At 30.6% G+C, this 17,901-nt stretch carries 19 protein-coding genes; 4 read left to right on the top strand and 15 right to left on the bottom strand.

What is annotated here, in order from left to right:
* Positions 1-15 precede the first annotated feature (15 nt).
* The 14 genes from GFJ99_RS01510 to GFJ99_RS01445 all read right to left on the bottom strand — a co-directional run bounded on the left by GFJ99_RS01510 (position 16) and on the right by GFJ99_RS01445 (position 12,383).
* Positions 16-603: a hypothetical protein gene (locus GFJ99_RS01510; protein WP_153207234.1), complete on the bottom strand. Its 588-nt coding sequence runs from the start codon at positions 601-603 to the stop codon at positions 16-18.
* 231 nt (positions 604-834) lie between these two features.
* Complete coding sequence (locus GFJ99_RS01505) at positions 835-1,233, bottom strand: hypothetical protein (protein ID WP_153207233.1); 399 nt, start codon at positions 1,231-1,233, stop codon at positions 835-837.
* Between the two features lie 185 nt (positions 1,234-1,418).
* The gene (gene atpG, locus GFJ99_RS01500; RefSeq protein WP_153207232.1) at positions 1,419-2,276 is read right to left on the bottom strand and encodes an ATP synthase F1 subunit gamma; all 858 of its coding nucleotides are present in this window, start codon (positions 2,274-2,276) and stop codon (positions 1,419-1,421) included.
* A 76-nt stretch (positions 2,277-2,352) separates the two neighbouring features.
* Positions 2,353-3,930: a F0F1 ATP synthase subunit alpha gene (gene atpA, locus GFJ99_RS01495; RefSeq protein ID WP_153207231.1), complete on the bottom strand. Its 1,578-nt coding sequence runs from the start codon at positions 3,928-3,930 to the stop codon at positions 2,353-2,355.
* A 23-nt stretch (positions 3,931-3,953) separates the two neighbouring features.
* Positions 3,954-4,487, bottom strand: a complete 534-nt coding sequence (atpH, locus tag GFJ99_RS01490; protein ID WP_153201109.1) for an ATP synthase F1 subunit delta — start codon at positions 4,485-4,487, stop codon at positions 3,954-3,956.
* A gap of 4 nt (positions 4,488-4,491) precedes the next feature.
* The gene (locus GFJ99_RS01485) at positions 4,492-4,983 is read right to left on the bottom strand and encodes a F0F1 ATP synthase subunit B (protein WP_153207230.1); all 492 of its coding nucleotides are present in this window, start codon (positions 4,981-4,983) and stop codon (positions 4,492-4,494) included.
* Positions 4,984-5,056: 73 nt separating this feature from the next.
* Complete coding sequence (gene atpE / locus GFJ99_RS01480; protein WP_026717725.1) at positions 5,057-5,257, bottom strand: ATP synthase F0 subunit C; 201 nt, start codon at positions 5,255-5,257, stop codon at positions 5,057-5,059.
* A gap of 41 nt (positions 5,258-5,298) precedes the next feature.
* Complete coding sequence (gene atpB, locus GFJ99_RS01475) at positions 5,299-6,375, bottom strand: F0F1 ATP synthase subunit A (protein WP_153207229.1); 1,077 nt, start codon at positions 6,373-6,375, stop codon at positions 5,299-5,301.
* Positions 6,376-6,900: 525 nt separating this feature from the next.
* Entirely contained in the window at positions 6,901-7,122 is a 222-nt protein-coding gene (locus tag GFJ99_RS01470; RefSeq protein WP_153207228.1) for an AtpZ/AtpI family protein, read from the bottom strand.
* A 57-nt stretch (positions 7,123-7,179) separates the two neighbouring features.
* Complete coding sequence (locus GFJ99_RS01465) at positions 7,180-7,533, bottom strand: polymer-forming cytoskeletal protein (protein WP_153207227.1); 354 nt, start codon at positions 7,531-7,533, stop codon at positions 7,180-7,182.
* 23 nt (positions 7,534-7,556) lie between these two features.
* The gene (locus tag GFJ99_RS01460; RefSeq protein WP_238990056.1) at positions 7,557-10,184 is read right to left on the bottom strand and encodes a gliding motility protein; all 2,628 of its coding nucleotides are present in this window, start codon (positions 10,182-10,184) and stop codon (positions 7,557-7,559) included.
* A gap of 107 nt (positions 10,185-10,291) precedes the next feature.
* Positions 10,292-10,957: a hypothetical protein gene (locus tag GFJ99_RS01455; RefSeq protein ID WP_008255634.1), complete on the bottom strand. Its 666-nt coding sequence runs from the start codon at positions 10,955-10,957 to the stop codon at positions 10,292-10,294.
* Between the two features lie 68 nt (positions 10,958-11,025).
* Entirely contained in the window at positions 11,026-11,385 is a 360-nt protein-coding gene (locus tag GFJ99_RS01450) for a YraN family protein (protein WP_008255633.1), read from the bottom strand.
* Positions 11,386-11,426: 41 nt separating this feature from the next.
* On the bottom strand, positions 11,427-12,383 hold the full coding sequence (locus tag GFJ99_RS01445; protein WP_153207226.1) for an LD-carboxypeptidase: 957 nt from the start codon (positions 12,381-12,383) through the stop codon (positions 11,427-11,429).
* A 196-nt stretch (positions 12,384-12,579) separates the two neighbouring features.
* Here GFJ99_RS01445 and GFJ99_RS01440 point away from each other — a divergent pair, with 196 nt between their 5' ends.
* From GFJ99_RS01440 to GFJ99_RS01425, 4 genes are all read left to right on the top strand, one after another.
* Positions 12,580-13,842: a hypothetical protein gene (locus GFJ99_RS01440; RefSeq protein WP_153207225.1), complete on the top strand. Its 1,263-nt coding sequence runs from the start codon at positions 12,580-12,582 to the stop codon at positions 13,840-13,842.
* A gap of 49 nt (positions 13,843-13,891) precedes the next feature.
* Positions 13,892-15,979, top strand: a complete 2,088-nt coding sequence (gene metG, locus GFJ99_RS01435) for a methionine--tRNA ligase (protein WP_153207224.1) — start codon at positions 13,892-13,894, stop codon at positions 15,977-15,979.
* 73 nt (positions 15,980-16,052) lie between these two features.
* A complete protein-coding gene (locus GFJ99_RS01430) occupies positions 16,053-16,736 on the top strand; it encodes an HAD family hydrolase (protein ID WP_153207223.1) in 684 nt (227 codons plus the stop codon).
* Complete coding sequence (locus GFJ99_RS01425) at positions 16,737-17,360, top strand: chloramphenicol acetyltransferase (RefSeq protein ID WP_162523895.1); 624 nt, start codon at positions 16,737-16,739, stop codon at positions 17,358-17,360.
* Here the strand turns inward: GFJ99_RS01425 and GFJ99_RS01420 are convergent.
* Positions 17,357-17,803 carry a hypothetical protein gene (locus GFJ99_RS01420; RefSeq protein ID WP_153207222.1) on the bottom strand — a complete coding sequence of 149 codons (447 nt, stop codon included), beginning with the start codon at positions 17,801-17,803 and terminating at the stop codon, positions 17,357-17,359. The two genes, GFJ99_RS01425 and GFJ99_RS01420, sit on opposite strands and share 4 nt — an antisense overlap.
* Between the last annotated feature and the right edge of the window lie 98 nt (positions 17,804-17,901).

The following is a 17,901-nucleotide window of genomic DNA, read 5'->3' as shown; positions in this document are numbered from 1 at the left end:
TAAATTCTAATTCACTTAATTTAAACAGTTAGGATAATATGATTCTTCATAAAAAGGCTTATCTAATGCTCTTAATCTATTTTCCTCCACACCTAAAAAAATTAAATCATACGCAAAATAATTATCATAATTATTCTTACAAAAAACAAATTTAATAAAATCAGGTCGCATTAAGGTATTTCTATTATCCTTTGTTATGTAACCTTTACGCAGCAATTCTTGAGCTTTAGAATTTAATTTAATATCTTCTATTCGTACTGTATCATTATGATCTTTGAATAGAATATCTATACCCTGAATATTTTCAATCCAATATTTTTTATCAACTTTTAATGCAGGAAACTGTTTGGATTTAGCTTGTAAAAGTACAAATGATAATAATTCATGTTTTTCTGTCGAAGATATATAACAACAAATGAATTTCACTTCTAAACTATCTCTAAATTTAATCAAAGAATCATTAATAGCTTTAGTTTGACTTATTAATGAAACAGCCGCTTTAAAACGATCATAATTTTCTTTTTCACGATTACATGAAATAGTACTAAATGATAGAATTATAGTAAAAATTATAATTCCAAATATATAAACGTTTTTAACCATTTTAAATCATTGATATTATAGGGCTTACTTAATTTTCTTTTTAAACTAAATAACTATTAAAGAACGAATCGTCTCAAATAGTTCAAATTTTATAAAATTATCATTCACACAAAGATAAAACAAAAAAGTCTCGAATAAATCGTGAAATATTTCTTCGTGGACACGGAATGCAATTACGCGCTATCGGGAAAAATTTTCTGTGAATAGAAGTATAATTGTATTTTATTGAGATTAATAAACTTTAAGTGTAAACACAACTTTTTGTATATCGAATAAATAAACACTTGAAATAATTTTCTCTATATAATTCACTAATTCTATTTCATCTGTTATTTTTAATCCATAAAAATATGTTTCTTGCTTATAAAAATTAACATGTACAAAATCTTCGAATATCAAGGAATTTTTAAACTTTAAAAGATTTAATTTATTGTTTTCTTTACCACCATTAAATAGTAACTGAAAAACAGTTTGATCGTTGTCAATACTATTAGGCTTATCTCTCCAATTAACTACATCATAACCTTTAAATATTTGCAGTATAATTTGATTATTATGATAAAAATCAAACTGAATATTTTTTGCTGTACTCTTTATAAATATTTTTGATAATTGATAAATATCTTTCATAAAAAAATAAAGATTTTTCTGTTAAATAAGAGCAAAAATATCAAAACTAATAGAGTTTTTATAAATACTTAATTATGTATTTTCGCTTTCAAATATAAAAAGTCCCGAATAAATCGGGACTTTTAATAAATATGTGTATTAAAACTAGCTTTTCAAAGCTTCGCTTTTTGAAAATTTGACTTCGTCTAATTGTTCAAAGCTTCTGCTCCACCAACAATTTCTAAGATTTCGTTTGTAATAGCCGCTTGACGCGCTTTGTTGTAGGTTAATTTTAATTGGTCTCTTAATTCTGTAGCGTTATCGGTTGCTTTATGCATTGCTGTCATACGCGCTCCGTGTTCTGCTGCAAATGAATCTCTAATCGATTTGTATAATTGTGTTTTTAATGATTTTGGAATCAAAGTCAATACAATTTCTTCTTTAGAAGGTTCAAAAATATAATCAGAAGCTACTACTTCGCCACCAACAATTGGAGCCAATGGTAAAAACTGTTGTGTTCTTACAATTTGAGTTGCAGCATTTTTAAATTCGTTGTAAACAATTTCGATTTTATCATAATCACCTGCAACAAATTTATCCATTAACAATTGAGCAATGTCAGAAACATTTTCAAAAGTTAATTTATCAAAAATAACATTGTTAACTTCGATTACGTTATTTGTTTTACGCAAAACATCGTTTCCTTTTTTACCAATAGCAAAAATATCTACTTGTTTTCCTGCATACGTATCAGCAACTGCTTTTGCTTGTTTAATTACATTCGTATTAAACGCACCACACAAACCTCTATTTGAAGTAATTGCAACAATAAGTACTTTATTTACTTCTCTTTGAGCTGTAAAAGTACCTCCAACTTCTCCTTCAAGAGTTGCACTTAAGTTTTGTAATAGCTCAGTAAGTTTTTCTGCATACGGACGCATTGCTGTAATAGCATCTTGCGCTTTTTTTAATTTTGCAGCAGAAACCATTTTCATCGCCGATGTAATTTGCATCGTAGATGAAACAGAAGTAATCCTATTACGTATTTCCTTTAAGTTTGCCATTTTGTTAATTTGTCAATGTGCCAATTTATCAATGTGCCAATTAATTGTCTAATTGACACATTGTCTAATTGACTAATTAATTATATTTTGCTGAAATTTCTTTCGCTACTTTTTCTAAAACGTCAGTGATAGCGTCATCAAACTTACCTGCTTTAAGTGCGTCTAATGTATCTCTATGTTTAGCATTTAAGTATTCTAAGAAATCTTTTTCAAATTCTTTTACTTTTACAACTGGTACATTTCTTAACAAGTTTTTAGAACCTGCATAAATGATAGCCACCTGATCTTCTACTGTAAAAGGAGAGTTTAAACCTTGTTTTAAGATTTCAACGTTTCTTTTTCCTTTTTCAATAACGTTTAAAGTAACCGCATCTAAGTCAGAACCAAATTTCGCGAAAGCTTCTAATTCACGGAATTGTGCTTGGTCTAATTTTAAAGTACCTGATACTTTTTTCATTGATTTAATTTGTGCATTACCTCCAACACGAGATACCGAAATACCTACGTTAATTGCAGGACGAACTCCAGAGTTGAATAAATCACCATCTAAGAAAATCTGTCCGTCTGTAATCGAAATTACGTTTGTTGGGATATAAGCAGAAACGTCACCCGCTTGTGTTTCAATAATTGGTAAAGCCGTTAACGAACCACCACCTTTAACGATTCCTTTAATAGAATCTGGTAGGTCATTCATGTTTTTAGCGATTTCGTCGTTGTTAATTACTTTACAAGCTCTTTCTAATAAACGAGAGTGTAAGTAGAAAACGTCTCCAGGGTAAGCCTCACGTCCTGGTGGTCTTCTTAATAATAAAGATACCTCACGGTAAGCAACAGCTTGTTTAGATAAATCATCATAAACAATTAAAGCTGGACGACCAGAATCTCTGAAATACTCACCAATTGCAGCACCTGCCATAGGAGCATATACTTGCATTGGAGCTGGATCAGAAGCATTTGCAGCAACAATAACGGTATAAGCCATTGCACCTTTTTCTTCTAACATTTTTGCGATTCCTGCTACAGTTGAAGCTTTTTGCCCAATTGCAACATATATACAGAATACAGGTTTTCCTGCATCGTAAAATTCTTTTTGATTTAAGATGGTATCAATACAAACTGTTGATTTACCAGTTTGACGGTCACCAATAACCAACTCACGTTGACCTCTACCAACTGGAATCATCGCATCAACTGCTTTTACTCCTGTTTGTAATGGTTCAGTTACGGGTTGACGGAAGATAACTCCAGGAGCTTTTCTTTCTAATGGCATCTCATATAAAGTTCCACCAATTGGACCTTTACCATCAATTGGGTTACCTAAAGTATCCACAACACGACCTACCATTTCTTCTCCTACTTTAAGAGAAGCAATACGTTGTGTTCTTTTTACTGTAGAACCTTCTTTGATTCCTGTTGATGGTCCTAAAAGTACCACACCCACATTGTCTTCTTCTAAGTTCAGAACGATAGCTTCTAATCCGTTATCGAATTGTACTAACTCACCATATTGAGCGTTTGATAATCCGTAAACACGAGCGATACCGTCTCCTACTTGAAGTACTGTTCCAACTTCTTCTAACGATGCACCAGATTCAAAACCTGATAATTGTTGTTTTAATATTGCTGAAATTTCAGCAGGTTTAATTTCCGCCATTTTGATATATCTTTAATGGTATATTAATTACTAAACTCTCTTTTTAAATTTTGCAATCTGCTTGACACAGATGCATTGTATTGTTTGTCGCCCATTCTTAAAATAAATCCACCAATGATAGCTGGATCTACAATATTTTGAATGGTAATATTTTTATTTGAAAACGATGCAATTTTTGCCAATACTTTAGCTTCTAACTCAGGAGTAATTGGGAAAGCGGTAGTTACCTTTGCAATCTCAATTCCGTTAAGTTCATCGTATAAAGCATTGAACTGTAAAGCAACATCATTTAATAATTCAAATCTTTTGTTTACTAAAAGCAATTGAAATAATCCTTTTGTCTCTTTTTGAGCAGAGGCAAAAATTTCGTTTAAAGAAGAAAATTTAATTTCACCTTTAACAATTGGACTTTGCAAGAAATCTTTTAACTCAGCGCTGTCTTTAATTGCGTTAACAATTGAAGTCATATCAGAATTTACAGCTTGTGTGCTGTTGTTCACTTGGGCAATGTCCAAAATGGCTTTAGCGTATCGAATTGCTGCTCTAGTTCCTGCCATGATATTAGTTTAATTTAGCGTCACCTAACATTTTCTCAACCAATTTAGTTTGAGCCTCTTTGTTAGATAATTCTCCTTTTAATAATGTCTCAGCAATTTCTAATGACAAAGAAGAAACTTGATTTTTCAATTCTGCCATAGCTGCATTTTTCTCACTTTCGATTGAAGCTTTTGCCGATTCAATCATTTTTTCGCCTTGAGCTTGCGCTTCAGATTTAGCATCAGCAATCATTTTTTCTTTGATTTCTCTTGCTTCTTTCATCATCAAGTCTCTTTCAGCTCTTGCTTCAGCTAATAATTTTTCATTATCAGACTTCAAGTTTAACATATCTTTTTTAGCGTTTTCAGCTGCTAATAAAGCGTTGTTAATAGAGTCTTCTCTTCCTTTAACTGCTCCTAAAATAGGTTTCCAAGCAAATTTTCTCATTAAAAGAAAAAATACAACGAAAATTAAGGTTGTCCAAAATACTAAGCTTTCTGGTGAAGTAAAGTTCATATATCTATATTGTTAATTTAGTTTCTTAATAAAAACTTCTTACAGCCAACCGCTGTAAGAAGTTTATCTTTAATTACTTTGCAATTAATGCAACTACAACAGCGAATAAAGCAACACCCTCGATAAGAGCAGCAGCAATAATCATTGCAGTTTGAATTTTACCAGCAACTTCTGGTTGTCTTGCCATAGCGTCCATAGCAGATCCACCAATTTTTCCAATACCGATTCCAGCTCCAATAACAGCTAATCCAGCACCGATTCCAGCTAATACCATAATAAAATATTTATATAGTTAATAATTAATAAAACTCAATTCTAGTGATGGTCGTGCTCTTCAACAGCCTGACCAATAAATAATGCTGATAACAAAGTAAATACATATGCTTGTAAAGCAGCAACTAACATTTCTAAAACACTCATGAACAATACGAAAGCACCTGAAACTGGAGCAATTGCAACTGTTTTGAATATATATATCAATGAAATTAAACTCAAAATAATAATGTGACCTGCAGTAATGTTAGCGAATAAACGAATCATTAATGCGAATGGTTTTGTAAACATACCAATAATTTCAACTGGCCACATAATTGGATATAATGCTTTTGGCACTGGTGGTGCAAAAATGTGTCCCCAATATGCTTTGTTTGCACTTAAAGTTGTAATCAAAAATGTAATAAATGCCATTACAAAAGTAAAGTAAATATTTCCAGTTAAGTTAGAACTAAATGGGAAGAAAGGAATTAAACCAATTAAGTTATTAATCCAAATGAAGAAAAAGATAGTTAATAAATACGGCATGTATTTTCCATATTTCTTTTCTCCAATATTAGGAATTGCAATATCATCTCTAACAAAAATTACTAATGGTTCTAAGAAACCAGCTAATCCTTTTGGAGCCATGCTGTTCTTTTTATAAGAACGCGCAACTGTTATAAATAAAATCAAAAGAATGATAACAGACATTAACATTGAAAAAACATTCTTCGTGATTGAAAAATCTAAAGGACGTGCCCCAAAATTAAAAGCACTTTTATCTTCTTCTTTTAATGTTTCAAATTTGTCAGCATAAAAAATTACTTCATTATATCTTACAAATTTTTCTTTAGCTACATGATGACCTGTGTTATCATGATGAAATTCTGAAGCAGAAAAAATCTCTAATCCATTATCTGTCCATAAAATAATAGGTAATGGCAACGAAATTGCGTGACCATTCCAATCAGCTATGTGAAACTCGTGAGCGTCTCCGATGTGCGAATTAATAAGCTCTGTAGCGCTAAACTCTTTATCAGCTGATTCTGAATGTCCTCCGCTTGCAGAAGCCATTAATGGTAAAATCAAAAATGATAATGAAAACAAAAATTGAATTGTGCGATTTGCTATTCTCATATACTTATACTAATAATAGTAAAATTTATTTCCTCTAAATTTTGTGCAAAGGTACATTATTAATTAAAAAATGAAAACATATTATTATAATTTTTAAAAAAAAGTAATCAAATAATATAGTTTACTGATTATCATTCAAATTTGAACTATTAAGTAATGTAACTGAAAAAATTGTTTCTAAAAACAGATAAATAAAAAAAGGTATAAAAAACGATAAAACATCTGGTACCTTATCTGCTAAATTCGACTGTATAACTGGCATAAGAAAATAAACCGAAAGTCCCATTTTAATAATACCAAATGCCAAAAAAGCATATCCTGTTTGAGGAAAAAAATATTTATTTACAATAACTAATAGAACATACGAAACTATAACCGTAAAAAAATGAAAAAAATAAATAGAAATTGTTGTTAATTTAAACTCCAAATGATTGAAAAAATTACTTAAAATAAATTCCTGACAAAAGTATAAAACAAAGGTCAAAGGAAGTAAAACCATCAAAAGTTTTGAGATTTTTTTTATCATTATTTATCTTTATTCAATTTATTAACTTGCTGAATTACATTATATAATGCTAAAAAAACAGCCAACAATGAAACTATTATCGTTAATGTAGAACCTTCAATTTTATATTTTTCATCTAACCATTGTCCCAACATAACTCCAAAAAAAATAATCAATCCCATTTGAAATGGGATATTGATTAGTGCCAACCACTTATTGGATTGTTTGTTATTAGAATTCATTATTTAGTTTGAGTCCTCATTTAACTCATTTTTTTATTTGATTCTTTGAATTCGAAATTAGGAATTTCTCATCTCGCAACTTGCTTCAAATTTTGCGCCTGGTTCTACGGCTAATTTTCCAACAATTACCTCACCTGTTATATGCGCTTTTGATTTTATATTTAGCATGCCTTCTGTAAGTAATTTTCCTGAAAATTTACCTTCAACATCAATACTCTTACACACAATATCTCCAACTACTTCGCCTGAAGGACCAATTACAATTTTTCCTTCCGATGAGAAATTTCCGGTTAGTTTTCCATCTAATCTAAAATCGGCTAAAGTTGTAATATTTCCTATAATGGAAGTTCCTTCTACAATTCTATTAGTTTTTCCTAATAAATGATCTTGGTTTTTCACTTTGTCAAACATATTAATAGGCTTTTTTGGGGTTTTTATTTATTTAACAAAATCCATTGTTCCAACTTTTTCTTCATCTGCACAATCTTATAATCTTCTGTTGAAATAATATAAACTTTATCTGTTATTTTATAATTTTTATGCAATTGCAAAACAGACAAAACGGATATTGCAGCATCTTTATCATCAAAACCATGAATTACAATAAAATTATTAGTTAAATCGTAAATATCTTCAGACGATTTTAAGGCAACTGCATTAGTATCTTTAATATATTTTGCTATTTTTTCTGTTACATTTTTTACTTCTTTTTCGTATGGATATTTTTTAGGAAAAATGATTTTATAGCCTGTAGTTGTTTCTAGCCCAAAATCTAAAGCTTCAATTAATGGAACTTCCATTTGAACCATTTTTTCAGCTTGTTTTCCTTCGTCTACATTTGGATATGTTAATGCAACAAAATTTAAAGCCTTTTTGTATTCTTCAACTCCTTTTAAACGAGCCACTATTTTTGCTTTTAACATTTCAAATTTTGGAAGTGATTCTTCTCCGGCAAATTTAAAAATTGCTTCATCAACTTCTACTAAAACCTCTCTGACTTGATTGCTTTCAAATTTTTTATACAAGGCGTTAAACACCAATTCCGGATTTTCATTATCGGTTATTTCAACTTCTGGATTATTTAAAATTTGAGCATAACGGCTATTTGGATATTGTGCCAAAATTCTTTGTTTCATTTCTTCAGCTTTTGAAGCCGAAATTTGCTGATAAATTTTATACAAATTATACATCGCTGGAAGCACTAAACGCTCTTCTGGATTGTTCTTTAAAAGTTGCTCTAAACGAGAAGCTGCCAATGAATATTCCTTAAATTTTTCCTTATAAATTAATCCTAATTGGTAGTAAGCAAAATTTCTGTCTTTAGCCAAACTATCTAAAAGTTTTTGGTCTGTTGGGATTTGAGATAAGTAAAATTCAGTATTGTATTTTGGATTCAGTTCATTTTTAATTTCCTCCTCTTTCTGATCTGAACCAATACTATCATTTTTTATGTTATTAGAATCGATTGTAACAACCGATGACATTCTCCAATTGTCTTTTAAAGCTCGTTTTCCCCATCTCGATTGAAATTCTTTTCTTCCAAATTCTACCGCAACTGGGTTGTAAAAGTAAAAATTACTTGAACCATTGTCTATACCCATTCCCGGAGGCAACATTGAAGCTCCACCCATATCAATAGCTTGCCCATCTTTTTTACCTGCCGGATTTAATTTTCCTGATGGACTATTATTCGAAACACTTGCCTGAATATTTGCTTCTTTTTTAGCCTTTTCTTCAGCTAATTTGGCTTTTTTCTCATCTTCAATCTTTAATTTAGAAATATAATTTTCATAATAGGTTACTCTTTCTAAATCATTCATAGCAACAACATTTAGAATACTATCATTTTGTTGTGCTATAGCTTCATATTTAATAACATCTTCTAGATTATCTCTTTTCTTTTTTATTTTTCGGTATTCTCTAGTTCTATCATCTAATTGCACCAAAGTACTATCGTAATATTGTCCTGCAGTTTTATAATCTGCTTCTTTAAAAAAGATTTCTCCTAAATTTCTATAATTTGAAGAAACCAAATATTTATCTCTAGAAAGTGCTTTAATCGATTTGTTATAATAGGTTTTTGCTTTGGTATTTAGATCTTGTTTATCATAAAAAATTCCCATTTGATGATTTAAAATATCTAAAAACGGTCGGTTTTCTCTGTCTTCTAAAAGTTTATTAAATTTTTCAACAAATACTAAAGTATCTCCATTTTTGTAATCAAATTGAAGCGCTTGTTTGGCATGAGATTGAATAACATATCTTCGAGGAGATTTTCTATTCATATCGATTACTTCTTCAAAAGCCGAATAGGCACTATCATTGTATTGAAGGGTTTCATACAATTGTCCTAAGATAAAAGTGTAACGTGCTTTTTCTTCGTTGTTATTAGTGGCTTCTTTTGCAACTTTTAGCGCTGCAATTGCAGTATCTTTAACCTGAATATTCATGTAAGCCTGAGCCAACATAGCATTTGCATCAGCTAAATCTTGTCCTTTTATTTTTTGGTCTTTAAGAAGTCTCTTTAGATTTTTAATAGCTACATCTTCATTATCAAGACGAATATTTACTTTTTCTCGCCATACTTTAGCATGATAAATTCGATCACTAAGTGGATATTTATAAAGAATGTAATTTAGAGCTTCAAGAGCAGGAATAAAACGATTTTCATAGTATCTCGCTTTTGCTAATAACAAATAAGCCTCGTCCATTTGAGGATTTTTTTCTGTTCCAGCGATATTCATTGAATGCTTTTGAATCGCTTTTACCGCTTTTTCTTCGGCACGTTCAAAATTTTGGTTTTTTGTTTGCCCAGGCAAAATGGCTTCCTCTTTATCAGAAGTTCTTTCAATAGGTAAAACTTCCCAAAAATTATCTTGATAAGTAATTTTTAAATCTTCTAAACCTTTGTCTAGTGCTAAATTACCATTATATAAAACATTATATTCTGTAGTAACTGCATGAAAATTACGGTTAATGAATTTATCTTTTTTGACAGAACATGCTATCAAAAAAAAGATAAAACCAATCGCAAAAGAGTATTTTATTATAGTGCTTTTCAATGTAAAAACGTATTTGTACTTAAACTACTAAAAACAATTTTTAGTATGTATAGAGTGGTAAAAATACGTTTCTTTTTTTGATGTGAAAAAAAATAGTTGCTTTTTTGTTAATCAAATACATTTTTTAGGTCTTTTATAACCTTAAATGCCACATCTATTTGATCATCACTTACTATAATTGTAAACTCATTTGTGGTTGAAATTACTTCATGAATAATAATTCCTTCCCAAGCTAACCTTTGAAAAATATAATAATAAACACCAGGAGTAGAAATATTTTCTTGTGGTAATTTTACAGTAATAGAAGAAAGATTTTCTATTTTATGCGTTAGTTTTTCGTTTTTAAAAACTGTTTCAATTAATTGCTCTACAGAAGCACTTATTACAATATTAGTTTCATTAACACCTCTTGAAGAAGTATAAAAAATATCTTGTTGTTTGTTAATTTCAGAAATTAATTTAGCCTGATTATCTAAAAGTGTATCAGAAATTATGTAAGTAAAATCGGTAAGTGAAGATCGAACTGTTATTTCTCCAATATTTTTTAAAACCTTTGAAATTTTATAATTGATTTTGAAGTCTAATTCTTCAGAAAGTCTTTTTAAAGACATCACTACAGCTCCTTGTTTCACATCTTTCCCTAAATGTGATTCTAATTCGGGCATCATTATTCTTGCTAAAGAAGTTAAATTGATAATACCTTGCGAAAGGGAACTTAATAAAAAAGGCTTAGATTTAATGTATTGTTCTACTACTGAAGAAATAGTTTTCATTTTTAATAGTTGTTTGTGTTGTTGTTGCAAAGGTAAAAAACAAAAAACAATTTGTTACAAATTTAATATTAAAAATAATAAAATGCTTCTTCAATATGTTCTATAACAAAATTTGAATTTTCTTTGTGAATGGCTACAATATCAAATCGAACTTCCAAGTCCAAATCATTTTGATTAACATATTCATTTATAGCTTTTACCAATAGTTGTATTTTTTTTGGCTTCACGAATTCCTGAGGCAAACCAAAATCTAAGCTTGAACGTGTTTTGACTTCTACTACAGCTAAAATAGTTTCTTTTTTGGCAATAATATCAATTTCTGCTTTGTCATAAGTCCAGTTGGTGTCTAAAATTTCGTAGCCGTTTTTTTCTAAGAAATCAACTGCTAATTCTTCTCCTAGTTTTCCTAAATCGTTGTGTTCAGCCATTTGCTCAATGTGTCAATTTTCAATGTGTCGATGTGCTAATTTTAATGGAATTGAAGTTTTACTTCTGTATCATTCACTTCAAAATCTACTTGTTTTCCTAGAATTAATGTTCGGTTGTCTTTTTGATGTCCCGCTGGGAATTCGAAAGCAATTGGAATGTTGTATTCTTTAGCGATTGCTGTAATTATTTGCACTTCATTTTGTCCGAACGGAATTTCGTTATCGTGCATATCGGCCATGCTCCCTACAATAATTCCTTTTACATTTTCAAAATATCCGTTGCGTTTTAAATTGTACATCATTCTGTCGATATGATACAAATATTCGTCCAAATCTTCAATAAACAGAATCTTTCCTTTCGTATCAATGGATGATTTTGAACCTAATAAACTATATAAAATCGAAATATTTCCACCTACTATTTCGCCCGAAGCTTTTCCTTTTACATCATACGATTTTGATGGAATGATATACGAAATTGCTTCTCCAAAAAGTGCTTTTCGCAATGTTTCTTTCACTTCTTCAGGTGCTTTTGGAACTGTAAATGGCATAATGGAATGCAATGTTGCCACACGTTCTACATTTAGTTGACTGTGTAAAACCGTAACATCAGAAAAACCCATAATCCATTTGGGATGCTTTTTGAATTTGGTAAAATCTAAAGCATCTATAATTCGAACTGTTCCATATCCGCCACGCGCGCACCAAATGGCTTTGACATTGTCGTCATCCATCATTTCTTGAAAATCGGCAATTCGTTCAGCATCAGTTCCTCCTAATTGGCAACTGTCTAAACCTATAGTTCGGCCTAATTTAGTTTTTAAACCCCAAGATTCTAGTAATTCAATAGCTGGTTTTGCATCTTCTGGAAAAAATTTACGAGCCGTACAAACAATAGCAACTGTGTCGCCTTTTTTAAGATAAGGTGGAATTTTCATTTTCTTTTGCGAATGAGAAATGTTTGAAATTAAAATAAGTACTAAAATAAATCTATACATAGTCAGATTTTATTAACTCAAAAGTAAACAAAATCCAATTAAAATTAGGGAATCAATATTGAAATGAATTATTTTTGTTTAAAATCCTATCAAATAAAAATATAAAAATATTTTGTTTTCTTAAGCACTTAACTCTATCACTACATTAGTAAGGAGTCTATTATAAAAATAGAAATATATAAAATTTCAACTATAAATGATTTTTTTTAAAACCAATTGGCTGTGTTTTTTTTCAACGATTATTTTATTTTGCTTTTTTAAAAGTAATGTAAAAGATGGAATTCCTTACGACTATGTTTCTGAATCTCTTATAGTTGGTAGATTAATGGAAAGTGAAAGGTCTGGCATATTATCTTATTCTGGATTGTCTGGATTGCTTAAATCTAGCTCAACTGATGAGGAATTTAAACAAAATTCAATAAATCAATTTAAGTTATTGAAAAACAAATCTGACAGAGATAACTACAAAGCATTTTACGCTTATAATTCACAAACTGGCGGTCAGGGAATGCTCTATTCTGTCTTTAACAAAATTTCACCTTTTGATTTAGTTACCAATATTGAAATTCTTAAAAATTTTACTTTATTGCTAAATGCTTTCATTTTTAGCATCTTTATAGGTTGGTGTAAAAGAAATTTTGGTTTTATTCCTGCATTAGTTGTACTTTTTTTTATTGCGTTTTCCAGCTGGATTTGGCTTTTTTCTTCCAGTTTATATTGGTGTCTTTGGGCTTTCTACATCCCTTTTTTAACTATATTGTTAGGGTTAGAGTTTTTAAAATCAAATCCAAATAAAATATTGGCATTAACATTTATAAGTGTTTTTTTAAAATGTTTTTTTAACGGATTTGAATATATCACAACAACCTTAATTGCTGTATATGTACCTGTTATTTACTACTACATAAAAGACAATAAAAAAATAAAAGATTTTATCATTTTTAGCTTTAAAATTGGAATTGTCGTTGTAATGGGAATACTCGTTAAAGTTTTTATTCTATTATGGCAATTAAAACAATTAAAAGGAAGCTTTTCAGAAGGGATTAATCATATCATATATTCTTATAACTTAAGAACTTCAAGTGTGATAATTGAAGGAAAAACGGCCGAAATTTCAAATAACATGTATGTTCAAATCTTGATTAAATACCTATCAGGAGATATTTTTTCATGGATAAAACCAAACGTTCCTTTTGTACTTCTTTTAATTTTAATTTTTTGTTCTTGTTTACTTTTATTAAAAATAGATTTTAAAAAATATAAAGCCATTGTTTTTTCAACTTGGTTTTCTATAATTGCTCCTATATCTTGGTTCATATTGTTTATTCAACACTCAAGCATCCACTATCATCTTAATTTTATTGTTTGGTATATACCATTTCTTCCTCTAGGTGTTTTATGTTTGGGTATTTTGGCAAACATTTTTATCGAAAGATTTACTAAAAGTATTCGCATTTAAGAATTAAGATAAAATTGTTCACTATTTTTGCATCAAATTTTATGATGATATGTTAGAAAATCCAACTCGAGGCAATGCCGAACTGAGCGAAGCTAAAAGATATACGATTACAGCGGCTTTACCTTATACAAATGGACCTATTCACATTGGGCATTTAGCAGGTGTTTATGTTCCTTCAGATATTTATGCGAGATATTTGCGTTTGCAAGGAAAAGATGTAGCATTTGTTTGTGGAAGTGATGAACATGGTGTTGCCATTTCAATGAAAGCAAAAAAAGAAGGCATCACACCGCAAGAAGTAATTGATAAATATGATGGAATTATCCGTCAATCGTTTTTAGATTTCGGAATTTCTTTTGATAACTATTCCAGAACTTCCTCGGAAATTCATCATAAAACAGCTTCGGAATTTTTCAAAAAACTATACGATAACGGTGATTTCATTGAAGAAACTACCGAACAATTATACGATGCAAAAGCGGATCAATTTTTAGCAGACCGTTTCGTAACAGGAACTTGTCCAAAGTGTGACAATCCTGAAGCATACGGCGATCAATGTGAAAAATGTGGTTCGACTTTAAATGCAACTGATTTAATTAATCCGAAATCAACCATTACTGGTGAAACTCCGATTCTAAAATCAACAAAACACTGGTTTTTACCTTTAAATCGTTACGAATCGTTCTTAAGGGAATGGATTTTAGAAGGTCATAAAAACGACTGGAAACCTAATGTTTACGGACAAGTAAAATCATGGGTAGATGGCGGTTTAGAGCCAAGAGCAGTAACACGTGATTTGGATTGGGGAATAGATGTTCCTGTGGAAGGTGCTGAAGGAAAAAAATTATACGTTTGGTTTGATGCGCCAATTGGCTACATTTCATCAACAAAAGAATGGGCAGCTCGCGAAGGAAAAGATTGGGAACCGTATTGGAAAGATGCCGACACAAAATTAGTTCACTTCATTGGGAAAGATAATATTGTTTTCCATTGCATCATTTTCCCAGCGATGCTAAAAGCAGAAGGAAGTTACATTTTACCTGATAATGTTCCAGCCAATGAATTCTTAAATTTAGAAGGAAACAAATTATCGACTTCTAAAAACTGGGCCGTTTGGTTGCATGAATATTTATTAGATTTTCCAGAAAAACAAGATTCGTTGCGTTATGCGTTAACGGCAAATGCTCCAGAAACTAAAGATAACGACTTTACTTGGAAAGATTTTCAAGCAAGAAATAATAATGAATTAGCGGCAATTTTTGGAAATTTCATCAATCGTGTCGTGGTGTTGACTAATAAATATTATAACGGAATTGTTCCTGCTCCAAACGAATTTTCTGAAGTTGACGAACAAACTTTAGCCGAATTAAAAGCATATCCAGCCGTAATTTCAAGTTCAATTGAACGTTACAGATTTAGAGAAGCGTTAGGTGAATTAATGAACGTGGCACGTTTAGGAAACAAATATTTAGCGGATGAAGAACCATGGAAAATGGTAAAAGAAAATCCGGCAAGAGTACAAACGCAAATGTATGTGGCATTGCAAATTGCTTCAGCATTAGCAGTTTTATCGGAGCCATTTTTACCGTTTACAGCTAAAAAATTATCGAATATTTTAAAAATCGATGCTTTAGGTTGGAACGATGTAACGACTAAAACTGATTTGTTAACAGCTGGACATCAAATTGGTCAAGCCGAAATCTTGTTTGCCCAAATTGAAGATGCCGAAATTCAAAAACAAATAGACAAATTGGAAGCAACTAAAACTGCTAATAAAGCTGAAAACGCAAAAGCTGAACCGCAAAAAGAAACGGCTTCGTTTGAAGATTTTGCCAAAATAGATTTACGAATTGGAACCATCATGGAAGCAGAAAAAATGCCAAAAGCCAACAAACTTTTAGTTTTAAAAGTGGACACCGGAATTGACGTGAGAACGATCGTTTCTGGAATTGCAGAGCATTTTACACCTGAAGAAGTTATTGGAAAACGCGTTACCGTTTTAGTAAATTTGGCTCCAAGAGCATTACGTGGAGTAGAAAGTGAAGGCATGTTATTATTAACCAACAACGCTGAAGGAAAATTGGTTTTTGTAAACCCAGATGCGGAAGGTGTGATTAATGGTGCGATGATATCGTAATAAAATAACCACAGATTCGCAGATTAAAAAAATTTGAAAAAATCTGTGAATCTGTGGTAAAAAAACAACAACTATGACCCCAAAAACAATTGCTTTCGACGCAGACGACACACTTTGGCACAACGAACCTTATTTTGATGAAGCACAAGAGCGTTTTTGTGCCTTGTTTCAAGATTATGCTTCGAGTCAGGAAATTTTGGGTTTAATATTAAATCATCAGGTTAAAAATTTGCCATTGTATGGTTTCGGAATAAAAGCCTTTACGTTGTCGATGATTGAAACTGCTTTGCAATTAACAAACCATACGATTTCTGGTAAAGGAATTGAACAAATTATTTCTATTGGGAAAGATTTACTTCAAAAACCTGTTGAGTTATTACCAAATGTTGAGGAGGTTTTAAAAGCACTTCAAGGAAAATATAAATTGGTTGTTGCTACAAAAGGTGATTTAAAAGACCAACATCGTAAATTACACGATTCAGGAATTGGTCATTATTTTCATCACATAGAAGTATTAAGCGACAAAACCGAATTGGATTACACCAAAATGTTAAGTCGATTAGAAATAAAAGCAGCCGATTTTTTAATGATTGGAAATTCATTAAAATCAGATGTTTTACCAATATTAAACATTGGTGGTTATGGCATACATGTTCCGTATCATACCACTTGGGAATATGAAAAAATAGATTTTGAAATTGAGCATAAAAATTTCTTAGCTCTTACAGATATTAAGGAAGTTTTAAACGTTTTATAAGTGAAGCAACAAATTGATATATTAAACTGGAATCGTAAAGAACACTTTGAATTTTTCTCAAATTTCGAAGAACCATTTTTTGGGATTACCACACCAATCGATATGACTATTGCTTATGAAAAGGCAAAAGCAATGCAAATTCCGTTTTTTGTTTACTATTTACACAAAACGATTGCTGCCGTAAATCAAGTGGAAAATTTCAGGTATCGAATTGAAGGAAATGATGTGATGCTTTATGACGAAATTGACGCTTCATCTACCATTATGAGAGAAGATAAAACATTTGGTTTTTCGTTTATGAAATTTCATTCCGATATTCACGAATTTGCTAAAATTGTGCAAACGGAAATCGAAAGAATTCAAATTACACCTGGACTATTTACAAGAGAATTTCCTGAAAATATTATTCATTTTTCTGCTATTCCTTGGGTTAATTTTACAGGTTTAACCCATTCAAGAAGTTATACTTTACCCGATAGTTGCCCAAAAATTTCGTTTGGAAAATTAATTACAGAAAACGGAAAAAAATCAATTTCTTTAGCTGTTTTGGCACATCATGGTTTGGTTGATGGGTATCATATGGGATTGTTTGTAGAAACGTTACAAAATTTAATGAATTCCTAATTCATATAGGTCCAGTTTACCCCATCACTAATTACTATAACTGTTCTTAAATTTCCTTCATACATATACAAATTTGAGCTTCCAACTGTAGAATTTTTTGGAAACAACAAACCTATAGGAGTTGTCAACTGTGCAGTAACCGAATTTTGGATGTTTCTAATGATATAAACTCTTCCAGGAAATAAAGTTGGGTTTGGTAATTGAAATTTGTCATCTGTGGCCAAAGGTCTAACAGATATATAAACGCCATCATCTATTAGTACTGCAGATCCGCCTCCGCCTGTGTTTGTGCCATCAAGAGTAACTGTTTTTACTGATAAATTTCCATTAATATCTAAAGTACTTAGTGGAGCTGTTGTATTAATTCCAACTTGAGCATTTACTATAGTAGATTGAATTATAAATATGAAAAAAATAATAATTTGATAATTTTTTATTCCCATGATTATTAATTTAATAATTTAAAATTAATTCATTATCAATAAATTAAAAAATACACTTTGTTACGAAAACGTTTTAGTGTTGATAAAAAACAAAAAAA

The sequence above is a fragment of the Flavobacterium sp. LMO6 genome (genome assembly GCF_009495795.1).
Classification (GTDB): Bacteria; Bacteroidota; Bacteroidia; order Flavobacteriales; family Flavobacteriaceae; genus Flavobacterium.
Note: the sequence above shows the minus strand (reverse complement) of the source record. Positions and strands in the feature narration are given on the sequence as shown.

Coding starts and splice junctions, on each gene's coding strand:
- GFJ99_RS01510 (WP_153207234.1), bottom strand. CDS start 603: ATGGTTAAAAACGTTTATATATTTGGAATTATAATTTTTACTATAATT.
- GFJ99_RS01505 (WP_153207233.1), bottom strand. CDS start 1,233: ATGAAAGATATTTATCAATTATCAAAAATATTTATAAAGAGTACAGCA.
- atpG (WP_153207232.1), bottom strand. CDS start 2,276: ATGGCAAACTTAAAGGAAATACGTAATAGGATTACTTCTGTTTCATCT.
- atpA (WP_153207231.1), bottom strand. CDS start 3,930: ATGGCGGAAATTAAACCTGCTGAAATTTCAGCAATATTAAAACAACAA.
- atpH (WP_153201109.1), bottom strand. CDS start 4,487: ATGGCAGGAACTAGAGCAGCAATTCGATACGCTAAAGCCATTTTGGAC.
- GFJ99_RS01485 (WP_153207230.1), bottom strand. CDS start 4,983: ATGAACTTTACTTCACCAGAAAGCTTAGTATTTTGGACAACCTTAATT.
- atpE (WP_026717725.1), bottom strand. CDS start 5,257: ATGGTATTAGCTGGAATCGGTGCTGGATTAGCTGTTATTGGAGCTGGA.
- atpB (WP_153207229.1), bottom strand. CDS start 6,375: ATGAGAATAGCAAATCGCACAATTCAATTTTTGTTTTCATTATCATTT.
- GFJ99_RS01470 (WP_153207228.1), bottom strand. CDS start 7,122: ATGAATTCTAATAACAAACAATCCAATAAGTGGTTGGCACTAATCAAT.
- GFJ99_RS01465 (WP_153207227.1), bottom strand. CDS start 7,533: ATGTTTGACAAAGTGAAAAACCAAGATCATTTATTAGGAAAAACTAAT.
- GFJ99_RS01455 (WP_008255634.1), bottom strand. CDS start 10,957: ATGAAAACTATTTCTTCAGTAGTAGAACAATACATTAAATCTAAGCCT.
- GFJ99_RS01450 (WP_008255633.1), bottom strand. CDS start 11,385: ATGGCTGAACACAACGATTTAGGAAAACTAGGAGAAGAATTAGCAGTT.
- GFJ99_RS01445 (WP_153207226.1), bottom strand. CDS start 12,383: ATGTATAGATTTATTTTAGTACTTATTTTAATTTCAAACATTTCTCAT.
- GFJ99_RS01440 (WP_153207225.1), top strand. CDS start 12,580: ATGATTTTTTTTAAAACCAATTGGCTGTGTTTTTTTTCAACGATTATT.
- metG (WP_153207224.1), top strand. CDS start 13,892: ATGTTAGAAAATCCAACTCGAGGCAATGCCGAACTGAGCGAAGCTAAA.
- GFJ99_RS01430 (WP_153207223.1), top strand. CDS start 16,053: ATGACCCCAAAAACAATTGCTTTCGACGCAGACGACACACTTTGGCAC.
- GFJ99_RS01420 (WP_153207222.1), bottom strand. CDS start 17,803: ATGGGAATAAAAAATTATCAAATTATTATTTTTTTCATATTTATAATT.